The 10,729-nt window shown below is 66.8% G+C and carries 11 protein-coding genes and 1 pseudogene; 4 read left to right on the forward strand and 8 right to left on the reverse strand.

What is annotated here, in order from left to right; genetic code table 11:
• The first annotated feature begins 128 nt into the window (after positions 1–128).
• On the forward strand, positions 129–1,925 hold the full coding sequence (gene typA / locus ABD53_RS14445; protein WP_047866531.1) for a translational GTPase TypA: 1,797 nt from the start codon (positions 129–131) through the stop codon (positions 1,923–1,925).
• Between the two features lie 41 nt (positions 1,926–1,966).
• On the opposite strand, the gene ABD53_RS14450 is transcribed toward typA, so the two are convergent.
• From ABD53_RS14450 to aat, 4 genes are all read right to left on the reverse strand, one after another.
• Entirely contained in the window at positions 1,967–2,989 is a 1,023-nt protein-coding gene (locus tag ABD53_RS14450; protein WP_047866532.1) for a formamidase, read from the reverse strand.
• Positions 2,990–3,070: 81 nt separating this feature from the next.
• Entirely contained in the window at positions 3,071–3,550 is a 480-nt protein-coding gene (locus ABD53_RS14455) for a nucleoside deaminase (RefSeq protein ID WP_047866533.1), read from the reverse strand.
• 51 nt (positions 3,551–3,601) lie between these two features.
• A complete protein-coding gene (locus tag ABD53_RS14460; RefSeq protein WP_047866534.1) occupies positions 3,602–4,510 on the reverse strand; it encodes a PAC2 family protein in 909 nt (302 codons plus the stop codon).
• 203 nt (positions 4,511–4,713) lie between these two features.
• The gene (gene aat / locus ABD53_RS14465; RefSeq protein ID WP_047866535.1) at positions 4,714–5,310 is read right to left on the reverse strand and encodes a leucyl/phenylalanyl-tRNA--protein transferase; all 597 of its coding nucleotides are present in this window, start codon (positions 5,308–5,310) and stop codon (positions 4,714–4,716) included.
• A 53-nt stretch (positions 5,311–5,363) separates the two neighbouring features.
• Here aat and ABD53_RS14470 point away from each other — a divergent pair, with 53 nt between their 5' ends.
• The 3 genes from ABD53_RS14470 to ABD53_RS17350 all read left to right on the forward strand — a co-directional run bounded on the left by ABD53_RS14470 (position 5,364) and on the right by ABD53_RS17350 (position 7,568).
• Positions 5,364–5,699, forward strand: a complete 336-nt coding sequence (locus ABD53_RS14470; RefSeq protein WP_053058126.1) for a DUF1499 domain-containing protein — start codon at positions 5,364–5,366, stop codon at positions 5,697–5,699.
• A 154-nt stretch (positions 5,700–5,853) separates the two neighbouring features.
• On the forward strand, positions 5,854–7,212 hold the full coding sequence (locus ABD53_RS14475; RefSeq protein ID WP_047866536.1) for a DUF2252 domain-containing protein: 1,359 nt from the start codon (positions 5,854–5,856) through the stop codon (positions 7,210–7,212).
• Positions 7,213–7,427: 215 nt separating this feature from the next.
• A complete protein-coding gene (locus ABD53_RS17350) occupies positions 7,428–7,568 on the forward strand; it encodes a hypothetical protein (RefSeq protein ID WP_160309709.1) in 141 nt (46 codons plus the stop codon).
• Positions 7,569–7,595: 27 nt separating this feature from the next.
• On the opposite strand, the gene ABD53_RS14485 is transcribed toward ABD53_RS17350, so the two are convergent.
• From ABD53_RS14485 to ABD53_RS14500, 4 genes and pseudogenes are all read right to left on the reverse strand, one after another.
• Positions 7,596–8,585, reverse strand: coding sequence for an asparaginase (locus tag ABD53_RS14485; RefSeq protein ID WP_053058127.1), 990 nt, complete (start codon positions 8,583–8,585; stop codon positions 7,596–7,598).
• Entirely contained in the window at positions 8,560–8,925 is a 366-nt protein-coding gene (locus ABD53_RS14490; RefSeq protein WP_047866538.1) for a hypothetical protein, read from the reverse strand. The genes ABD53_RS14485 and ABD53_RS14490 overlap by 26 nt, the downstream gene beginning before the upstream one ends.
• Positions 8,922–9,737, reverse strand: a complete 816-nt coding sequence (locus ABD53_RS14495; RefSeq protein ID WP_047866539.1) for an amidohydrolase family protein — start codon at positions 9,735–9,737, stop codon at positions 8,922–8,924. Before ABD53_RS14495 ends, ABD53_RS14490 begins: the two co-directional genes overlap by 4 nt.
• A 162-nt stretch (positions 9,738–9,899) precedes the next feature.
• Positions 9,900–10,670 (reverse strand): annotated as a pseudogene (locus ABD53_RS14500) (MFS transporter); the annotation flags it as partial.
• Between the last annotated feature and the right edge of the window lie 59 nt (positions 10,671–10,729).

Raw genomic sequence — 10,729 nt, forward strand, 5'->3', positions numbered from 1 at the left:
CGTCAACATCGGGCAGCGTCGGTTCGAGTCGTATCGTCCGGCATCCCTCATATTCCCCATACTTTGACCACCGCCCGCGTGTCCCGCCGGAGCCAGAGGGCCGGCGCGGACATCCCTCAGGAGAGCTCATGGACTACACCGGTTACCGTAACATCGCCATAATCTCGCACGTCGACCACGGCAAGACTACCCTCGTGGACGGCATGCTGCGTCAGACCCTGGAGCCGGTACACGGCAGGGAGCTGAAGGAGCGCGTCATGGACAGCGACACGCTCGAACAGGAGCGTGGCATAACCATCCTGGCCAAGAATACCGCCGTGGAGTACGAGGGTGTCAAGATCAACATCGTCGACACCCCCGGCCACGCGGACTTCGGCGGCGAGGTCGAGCGGGTGCTGGGCATGGTGGACGGCTGCCTGCTCCTGGTGGACGCCGTGGACGGGCCGATGCCCCAGACCCGCTTCGTGCTCGGCAAGGCGCTGGAGCTCGGCCTCAAGCCCATGGTCGTGATCAACAAGATAGACCGCCCGGAGGCCCGCCCGGACGAGGCGGTGGACCTGACCTTCGACCTCATGGCCGACCTCGGGGCTTCGGAGGAGCAGCTCGACTTTCCGGTGATCTACGCCGTCGCCCGCGAGGGCCGGGCCTTCATGGACCCGGACTCCCCCAGAGACGACCTGCGGGAGCTTTTCGAGGCGGTGCTGCGGGAGATCCCGGCGCCGGAGGTAGACCTCGACGCGCCGTTCCAAATGCTGGTGACGAGCTTCGACTACTCGGAGTATCTGGGGCGCATCGTCGTGGGCCGCATAAGACGCGGCAGCGTCTCGCGCGGGGAGTCCGTGTCCCTGATCCGCAAGGACGGGTCCGTCGGCCGCTCGCGGGTGGCCCAGACCTTTACCCACCTCGGGCTGCAGCGCACGGAGGCCCAGTCGGTGGGCGCGGGAGACATCGTGGCGCTCTCGGGGCTGGAGGACGCCGGCATCGGCGAGACCATCGCCGACCCCGACGCGCCGGAGGCTCTGCCCGCGATCTCGGTGGACGAGCCGACGGTGAGCATGGTCTTCTCGCCGAACACGAGCCCCTTCGCGGGCAAGGAGGGCCGCTACGTCACCTCGCGCCACCTGGAGGACCGCCTCAGACGCGAGGCCCAGACCAACGTCTCGCTCGTGGTCGAGGAGATAACGCCCGAAGAGTTCAAGGTCTCCGGGCGGGGCCAGCTACATCTATCCGTCCTGCTGGAGAACATGCGCCGCGAGGGCTACGAGGTGCAGGTCGCCGGCCCACAGGTAATCCGGCGCGAGGTGGACGGCAAGGTGCAGGAGCCCGTCGAGCACCTGGTAATAGACGTGCCCTCGGATTACGCCTCGGCCGTGATCGGGGTGCTCTCCGGACGCAAGGGTCAGATGGTGCAGATGGAGCCGCAGGGGGACCGCACCCGGGTAGAGTTCAGGATACCCTCCCGCGCGCTGCTCGGCTTCCGGACGCAGTTCCTGTCCATGACGGGGGGCGAGGGGATAATGAGCCACGTCTTCGACGGCTACGAGCCGTGGTCGGGGGACCTCAGGACGCGCAATAACGGCAGCCTGGTCGCGACGGAGCGGGGACCGGCCTTCGCGTACTCTATCTCCAAGCTCCAGGAGCGCGGCGTGTTCTTTATCGAGCCGGGCACGGAGGTGTACGGCGGCATGATCGTGGGCGAGAACGGCCGTGAGAACGACCTGGACGTGAACGTGTGCAAGAACAAGAAGCTCACCAACGTCCGCTCCGCCGGGGCCGACGACTCTCTGAACCTCACCCCGCCGCGCCGCCTGAGCCTCGAAGACGCCCTGGAGTACATCGCCGACGACGAGCTGGTCGAGATCACGCCGAAGTCCATCCGGCTGCGCAAGAAGACGCTAGAGCCCGGCATGAGGGCCAAGAAGTAGCGCCGATACCCCTCGCTGGGCGGGGCGTTCTGTAAGAGCTGCTAGGAGCGGCTCCCCACGCCCTCCCGGTCGTTCTCTCTGGGCGGCGTGAAGCCTGCGCCGGTGCCGTCCTTGACCTTGACCCTGTCCTCCCAGGGCAGCCGGTACTCGCCAGCGGCGAGGTCGCGCATGTAGGTGTAGGGGCAGTCGTTCATCCCGCCTTCCACGGCGACGAAGCCCCGGTGCCCTAGCTGGTAGATGTTGTTCTCCACGCCCCAGTTCTCGCGGGCCTCGTCCGCACGGGAGGGCACTATCTCCGCCGTCACCACCTCGCCGGGGATCTCGCTGCCGCGGGCCGTGATCGAGCCCTCATAGTCGCAGACCATGCCCTCGCCCATGGAGCGCCCGAGCTCGTCCTCTCCGGCCATGCACACCGAAGCGGTATACATCAGGTTGGTAAAGGCGTTTGCCTCGTTGGTGATCCGCCAGGCGTTGCGGATCGGGATGGTATAGCCAGCGGTGCGCAGCGCGACGTTCGCCCCCTGATAGGCGGCCTCGCGGGCGACCTCGGGGAACATGCCGTCGTGACAGATCAGGAGCGAGAGCTTCGAGCCCGCCGGCCCGTCGCACACCGCGAGCCCCATATCGCCCGGCTCCCAGGGCTCGGCGGGCACCCAGGGGTGGAGCTTGCGCTGGTAAAGCGCGATCTCCCCTTCCGAGTCCACGATGATGCCGCTGTTCCACGGCGCGCCGTCCGGAATATCGGTGTTCTCTTCCATGATCGAGAAGCAGCCCCACACCTCCTGCTCGCGACAGACCTCCTTGAAGGCCGCGACCTCCGGCCCGTCGAGGCTCACCATCAGCTCCGGGGAAGTATCCATGGAGAGGCCGTGCAGGGCGTACTCGGGGAAGACTATGAGATCCGTGGTGGACATGTAAGCCTTCGTCCGCCGGACCGTCTCGCAGATACGCTCCGTCTGGGCCGCGAGATCCTCCGGGGTCTCTATGACCCGGCGCTGGAACTGGACCAGCGCCACGACCATCCCGTCCGGGCTCTTGTTGAACCCTCCGAGGTTCGTGCTCATCTTCTACCCCTCATCTCTCACTGCAGCTTTTCCGCTATATACCGCAGGGCCGGCGAGGCCCAAACAAAGCCCAAAGAGTCTCTACGTTCTGTTTAGACTCTGCCAGTAGCTGTAGACTTCGAGGCCGCCTTCGGCGGGCGTGTGCTGCATCGGGAGTCGTCTGTCCTGGGGCTCTTTCTGGAACTCGTCGTAGAAGTTATCGAACTCGAAGTACTTCTGGTCGTCGGTGTAGTAGCGGCCCTCTTCCTCGCGGGTAACGAGATACGCGACCAGGTCCGGGCTCGCGTAGTACAGGGCTCCCAGGCACATCGGGCACGGATGGGCCATCACGTAGATCTCGTACCCCTCGAGGTTCGGCGAGCCGAGCCTCTGGCAGGCCTCCCTTATGGCTACCACCTCGGCGTGGGCCGTGGGGTCGTTGGTCTGCGCCACGAGGTTCGGGCTCTCGGCGAGCACGGTACCGTCCGCGGAGGAAGCTACGACGCAGGAGAACGGCCTGCCACCGTGCTCGATATTCTCCGTGGCGAGGTCTATCGTGCGTTGGGCGAGATCCTTATTCAACTAGAGCTCCTTCTTGAAATATCCTGGTGTCTCGAAGTTACGGAGCGTCGGCTACTCGTCCGGGGGCCCCGGAGGGTCGTCGCCGCGCTGGTTCTTGAGGAAGCCTTCGAGCTCCTGGGCGAGGTCGTCGCCGGAGGGTAGATCGTCTTCTCCGGCGGAGTCGTCCTGGGAGTCGTAGCGTTCTTCGAGCATGTGCACGTAGGAGGCGAGGTCCTGATCCTGCTGTACGGCTGAGGCGACCTGCTCCTCGTACTCTCCCGCCGTCTTCTCCAGCTGGGAGGTATCCACCTCGGCGCCGAGAAGCTCGGAGACGCTCTCGATCAGGGCCAGCGCCGCCGGGGCTGACGGGACGGATGGCAGGTAGTGCGGCACCGAGGCCCAGAGGCTGACGGAAGGTAAACCCCGGTTGGCGCAGTAGGCGTGGACCACGCCCGTGATCCCGGTCGGCCCCTCGTAGCTAGAGCTCGCCACGTCCAGACCCTCGATGAGGTTCGGGTCCTCCGAGATCGAGGTCACCGCCACGGGGCGGGAGTGCGGCACGTCGGCCAGCAGCGCGCCGAGGGTTATTACGAGCTCGACCCCCAGCTCTTCGGCGAGGTCGGCTATGTTCTCGGCGAAGGCGTGCCAGCGGTAGTTCGGCTCCGGTCCGGAGAAGAGCACCGCGTCTCTGGCAGAGCGCGAGCCAACCCCTTCCCTGTTGGCGAAGCGGAGCTCGTTCTCGGGCCACTCTATCTTGCGCGAGGAGCCCTGGTCGAACTTGATCTGGGGCCGCGTGGCCTGAAAGTCGTAGAAGAGCTCGGGGTCGAAGCCCCCGAAACGCTCGGACTCCCACGCGTCCCCGAGGGTGCTCAGGGTGACGCTGGCGGCCTCGGCGGCGTCGTTCCAGCCCGAGAATGCGACTATGAGTACGGGCCGCTCGAGCTCGGGCCGCCTCTCCAACTTAACGTATCTGCTATCCATGGGGCTAGCTTATCACGCGCGATTGCTTGCAGAGCCTACGCGCCAAAACGAGCCCCGCCCCGCTTACCGGTGTACCTTACCCTCGCAATAGAGCTCGTACCCCGACGGTGTTCTGGTCCAGACGCCGGATAAAGCCTCAGCGAATGTCGGTGGATACATAGTCGCCGGTGTAAGAGCCCAGGAAACCTGCCTGTCTCGGGCTCTTACGTGAAGCTCCGGTCAAGGCTCAGGGCGTGGTTCAGGCGGCGCAGGTACTCGGATTCCGGTATCTCTCGCGTGCCGAGGCTCTGCATGTGATCGTTCTGTATCTGGCAGTCGAGCAGCACGAAGCCGCGCGCTCTCAGACGCTCGACGAGGTGGTACAAGCATACCTTGGAGGCGTCGCGCTCGCGGCTGAACATGGACTCGCCCATGAACGCGCCGCCGAGTGAGACGCCGTACAGACCGCCCACCAGCCTCCCCTCACGATAAGCCTCGACGCTGTGGGCCAGGCCACGCTCGTACAGGCCCTCGAAGGCGGCTATGATATCGTCGTCTATCCAGGTCTCCCGGCGCTCGGGACGGAGCTCGGCGCAGGACCGGATCACGGCCCCGAAGTCCTCGTCAACCCGTACCTCGTAGCGCCCGGAGCGGATCGTGCGCCGCAGGGACTTGGAGACGTGGAGCTCGTCAAGCTCCAGAACGGCCCGCGGGTCGGCGCGATACAGCTCGACCCCGCCGCCGTAGGGGTCCGCCATCGGGAAGGCACCGTTGCGGTAACAGAGCTCCAGGAGATCCGGTGTCAGGCTCGCGTGTCTCATCGAGTTCTCCTACGTCTCTACACTTCCTCTACAGTGCCTCTACAATATATCCAATGAGCGAGATCGAACGCCCCTCACAAAACTCGGCCCGGACGTCCGCCGTGTACGAGTGCCGGCCGGATGAACTGCTCGATGCCGCCGCGCGTGCCGTGGAGAGTCTACCCAACTGGAGCCTCTCCACCCGGGACGAGACGGGCGTCCGCGCCGTCCGCGCCACCTCCCTGCTGCGCTTCAAGGACGACGTAGAGCTAAAGGCGGAGCCCGATGAAAATACCGACCGGACCCGGATCGAGCTCACGAGCGCCTCGCGGGTGGGAAAGAGCGACCTCGGCCAGAATCCCCGCAACCTGCGCGAGCTCCTCGACGCCCTGGACCGCGAGCTGGGCTAAGTCGAGCCCGCCGATCCGGGCGGCGCGGTAGGCTCATCATACCGAGTTACACAGAGCCGTACCGAGTCATACCGGAAATCCGGGCCGGGCTCTCCGGGTAGAATCGCCCGTGAACGAACGAAAAGACCACGAAAGGCTCCACGAGAGGACCCGCATGGGCGACGAGACGTTGAGTGACATACAGGGGCTGGACTCCGGCAGGCGTCAGACGGAGATCGTCGGGGTGCTGACGGAGGCTTTCTCCGAGCTCGTGTCGCGGGACCCGGACGCCTTCCGGCGCAAGTTCCGCAAGATGGCCGTGGACCCTTTCTCGTTCTACCGGGGCGGCGCGCCCCTCTTCTACAGCGACATGGACCGGGACGAGGACCGGTGGGCGAACGAGCGTACGGGTCGAGTCTGGATCCAGGGCGACCTGCACGCCGAGAACTTCGGCACGTACATGGACGGCGACGGCATGTTCGTCTTCGACGTCAACGACTTCGACGAGGCCTATCTCGGGCACTTTACCTGGGACATCAAGCGCATGGCCGCCAGCGTCGCCCTGATGTGCTGGATGAAGGCCATCTCCGACGCCGACATAGCCGAGCTCATAAGAACCTACGTCCGGGCCTACCTCCAGCAGGTACACGACTTCGTGGACACCGACCGCGACCACGAGTACTCTCTGCGGCTGGACACCACGGAGGGCCGCATCCGCCAGATGCTCCTCGAGACCCGGCTCAACACCCGCGTCGAGCTGCTGGAGAAGACCACCCTCATAGACGAGGAGACCCTGGATAGACGGTTCAGGCTCGGCTCCGGCGTCCGCAGGCTGGAAGCGGATGAGCGAGCCAGGGTGGAGTCCGCGTTCGAAGCGTACCTGGAGACGATCCCCGGCCACCGGCGCACGAGTGAGGACACCAGGAGCCTCTCGTACGAGATCAAGGACGTCGTCGGCCGCAAGGGTTTCGGCATCGGCTCCGCCGGGCTCCCGGCCTACAACGTGCTCGTGGAAGGTCCGACACAGGTGCTGGAGAACGACGTGGTGCTCTCCATGAAGCAGGGCAACGTCGCCGCCCCGAGCCGCATAGTGCGCGACGAGCGTATCGGGGACTACTTCGAGCACCATGGCCACCGCACTGCGGTCTCCCAGAGGTCGCTCCAGAACCACGCCGACCCCTGGCTCGGCCACACCGAGATAGACGGCGTCGGCTTCGTAGTCGCGGAGCTCTCGCCCTACGTCGAGGACCTGGACTGGTCCGACCTCACCGAGCCCGAGCAGATGTCCCCGGTGCTGGACTACCTGGGCCGGGCCACCGCGAAGGTCCACTGTGTGGCGGACGAGGACTCCGACTCCACCATCGTGGACTTCCAGACCGAGGATGAGATCGTCGCCGCCACCAGCGGCAACGAGGAGGAGTTCATCGAGGAGATGTCCGGGTTCGGCATGGGCTACGCCCGGATCGTCCGCGACGACCACGAGCTGTTCGTGGATGCCTTCCGAAACGGCAAGATCCCGGGCCTGCAAAGCTGAGAATCACCGGAGAGCGGCGGGAAACAGCGGCCGGTCTCATGAGCCGCGCCCTAACCGGCGCACGGCCGCGAGGCGTGGAGCAACGCTGACCGGCAACCGGCCTGCGGGCGATCACCGAGGTGCGTACCCCGCCCGGAGAACGGCGTGACCTCGAACGCCCCGAACCCCGCCTCACCTAGCCAGTTCCCGTACTCCCAGGCGGTGTAAGTGTAGCCTTGCGGGGTGAAGACGAGCATGTTGCCCGCGAAGAGCTCCGCGCCACCCGCGGCTCCGAAAACTCCGAGAGCCTCGACAGCATCCCGAGGCGCAGGGCCGTGCCGAGGACGATGGTCTCCGCCAGCCGATACCCCCGGTAGTCGGGGGAGCGGTCCTTTATGTAAGCTTTATACGAGCGTCCCCAGCGAGCCGACCTCCGCGCCGTGCAGGTCTCTCACGACGGTATCCGGCTCGGGCAGTGGCTCCGCCCCGAGCCTCCCGAGCAGCGAGAGCGCGGCGGGCTCCAGAGCCCTGCCCGAGCCGTCGGAGACCTTGATCGCGAGCCCCGTGCCATCCGGCAACCCGGCGGTGAAGATACCCTCCGCCCCGCTCTTGCACACGAACTCCGCGCCCTGCATCAGCCTCGTGTCCAGCCTGCCGGTGCCCGCTACCATGAAGGGATGCCCGCCCATCGCCCGCCGTACGCGATCCGCCGCCGCTCCGAAAGGCTCCGGAGCCGCACAGGACGCGAGCCGGGCGAACCCGGCCGCCAGCGAGCGGAGCGGCAGCGCGAAGGCCGGGGCGCCACAGCCGTCGCCGCCGATTAGCACCTCTCTCTCGTCCAGGCCGCACATCCGGCTTACTGCACCGAGTATCTCCCGCTGTACGGGATGATCCCGGTCCAGGTAACTCGCGGTCTCCCAGCCACGATACGAGCACAGCGCCAGCATCCCGGCGTGCTTGCCGGAGCAGTTGCCGTGTACGGGCCGTGGGCTGCCTCCGGCGCGGGCCAGGGCCCGGGAGGCCGCGCCGTTCAATGGCGGGTGGGCCCCGCTTTGTAGGGCCTCTTCGGAGAGACCGGCCTTACCCAGAATCGAGCGTACGGTAGCGACGTGCGCCTCCTCGCCGCCGTGGGAGCCGCAGGCGACGACGAGCTCCTCGTCGGTCAGGCCTAGCGCGCCAGCCGCGCCGCTAACGACGAGCGGCAGGGCCTGGAACGGCTTTGCTGAGGACCGTACCCAGACCGGCTCTCCGGTCTCGCCGCCGGAGTCGAGGAGGCCGCCGCCGGCGTCACATACAGCGTAGCGGCCCCGGTGGACGCTCTCTGCGAGTCCCGCGCGGTACAGAGCCGCCAGCGGCACGTCGGGAGGATCAGGAGCCGTCGGGGCCTCTCTCACCCGGCGCGTCTCCGGTAATCTCGATTATCCGCAGCGCGAGCAGGTCCTCCACCACCCGCATCCGGCACATCATGGCCGGGAAATCTCCGGCGTCCCGGTACCCGCGGGCCTCCTTGAATAGCGCCCGCACGAGGCCCAGCAGCTCTTCGTCGCGCTCGTCGGGGCCGGGGTGCCGCAGACTGGCGTCGGCCATGCCGAGCAGGCTGGGCCCGCGCTCGGTGGCGGCCCACATGCCGAGCATCGCCATGTCCAGGTATCCGTCTATCCTGAGCAGATGGGCGACGCGGAGCGCGGGGTCCGCCTCCCCGGTTTTACGGCTCTCACGGCTCTCACGGCTCACGGGAACCACCGCCGGATGTTATCCGAGAGCACGCCGCGGAGCTCATTCTCGGTCAGGCCGGCCAGGGTGGCGGCGTGCAGGGTGGCGTGCAGGGTAGAGGGTATGTCGCCATAGGGGATGTCGGAGCCGTAGCAGACCCTCTCCGGCGGCACGGAGCGGAACAGGACGTAGAGGTCCTTTGCCTTGACCACCGAGGTATCGAAGCGGACGTTCGGGTAATCCAGGAAGGCGCGAGAGGCTTCCAGCACGTCCACCATCCCGGAGTGGCCCAGGATCAGCTTTAGCCCGGGGTTTCTCTCCAAGGTCGGCAGCAGCGGCTCCACGATGCGCTCCATGCCGAACCCGGCGTGTACCAGGACCGGCAGCCCGGCCTCGGCGGCCATCTCGAATAGCTCGACCGCGCCCGGATCGTCGAGCGGGAACTTCTGGGAGACGGGATGCAGCTTGAGCCCGACGAAGCCACGCCCCACGCACCGCTCGAACTCCGCGTGGTTCGGCTGGTGGGGGTTCAGCCGGAAGAACGGGACGAGGTGATCCGGGTACGACTCGTACGCCTCCCACAACACGTCGTTCGGGCCGGCGAAGTCCTCGCTGGCGTTCGGGTCGTTGAGCGGGAACACGATGCTGCGGGCGACGCCAGCGGCCTCCTGACGCTCGCGCATCCCCTCAGCCGTCATCCGGCGCCCGTCGAGATCCTCCCCGATGTGGGAGTGGGCGTCGAAGACCTCCAGGCCCTCGGGGAGCCTGCCCCGGGTCCACTCCCACACTCCGGACATCGCCCCGGCGGTCAGCGCGTCTACGCTCTGATCCATCTCGCTCTCTGTAGGTCTTTCGGTGGGCTTCTCCGACGCCAATCTCTGTATCGTCCCCTCTTCGAGCCTCTGCGAACTTCCGCGCATCATATAACCCGCGAGGCAGAATATTACCAACCCGGCTAGTGTAACGCCGGAACGCAGGGCCTACGGACCCCGGGACTACTGGCTCCGGGCCGTACGGTAGCGTCTGAGATCCAACGGCACCAGGACGGTGGCCAGCAGGAGCAGTCCGGCACAGAGATAAAAAGTGATCCCGAACCCGGCCGCCTCCACGACGAACCCGAAGACGAAGGCCCCGAGCCCGGTGCCGGCGTCGAAGGCGACGTTCCAGAGGGTGCTACCGGTCCCGTACTCGGCCTTTGAGACGCGGGCCATCACGAGCATGAGGGTCGAGTTCTGCAGCACCCCGAAGCCGCCGCCGAACAGCAGACCGCCGGCCAGCAGTAGAGGCCCCTGTGAGGAGAGCAGCGTCATCCCCATCGCGGCGGCGGCCATACCGGGCACCAGAAGCTCGCGGGCGCCACGGCGGTCGACGTACCAGCCGGCCCCGAGCCGCCCGGCGGTGACGGCTACACCGAACACGAGGAGCGTGGCGGCCGCGGAGTACGGGCCGGACGCCGGGGCCGAGAGCGGCAGGAAGGTTATTACGACGCCCGCGGAGACGGTCACCGATGAGAAGAGCAGGAAGATCCTGGCCAGCTCCCCGCGGCCTACCGCGGAGAAGAACCCTCCAGACCGGCCGCCTTCGTCCCCGGCGGGCTCGACCAGCCTGATCCCGGTGGCGGCCGCCAGTCCCAGGAGCGGGCTCAAACCGCCGATCAGAAATGCGGCGCCGAACCCGGCGTTCTCGACGATCCAGAGCCCGAGCGCGCCGCCGAAGACGGTGGGCAGCGTTAGCGCCACGCCGTACAGCCCGAGAACGGCCCCCCGCCTCCCGGGCGGGGGGCCGTTCTCGGGCTGTACGGCGTGGCGCTAACGCTGCCCACCTT

Source organism: Rubrobacter aplysinae (assembly GCF_001029505.1).
GTDB classification, from domain to species: Bacteria; Actinomycetota; Rubrobacteria; order Rubrobacterales; family Rubrobacteraceae; genus Rubrobacter_A; species Rubrobacter_A aplysinae.

What these genes read in the sequence shown, in the direction of transcription:
- ABD53_RS14450 (WP_047866532.1), bottom strand. Translation starts at nt 2,989, where the DNA reads ATGAGCACGAACCTCGGAGGGTTCAACAAGAGCCCGGACGGGATGGTC.
- ABD53_RS14460 (WP_047866534.1), bottom strand. Translation starts at nt 4,510, where the DNA reads ATGGATAGCAGATACGTTAAGTTGGAGAGGCGGCCCGAGCTCGAGCGG.
- ABD53_RS14495 (WP_047866539.1), bottom strand. Translation starts at nt 9,737, where the DNA reads ATGGATCAGAGCGTAGACGCGCTGACCGCCGGGGCGATGTCCGGAGTG.
- ABD53_RS14470 (WP_053058126.1), top strand. Translation starts at nt 5,364, where the DNA reads ATGAGCGAGATCGAACGCCCCTCACAAAACTCGGCCCGGACGTCCGCC.
- ABD53_RS14475 (WP_047866536.1), top strand. Translation starts at nt 5,854, where the DNA reads ATGGGCGACGAGACGTTGAGTGACATACAGGGGCTGGACTCCGGCAGG.
- aat (WP_047866535.1), bottom strand. Translation starts at nt 5,310, where the DNA reads ATGAGACACGCGAGCCTGACACCGGATCTCCTGGAGCTCTGTTACCGC.
- typA (WP_047866531.1), top strand. Translation starts at nt 129, where the DNA reads ATGGACTACACCGGTTACCGTAACATCGCCATAATCTCGCACGTCGAC.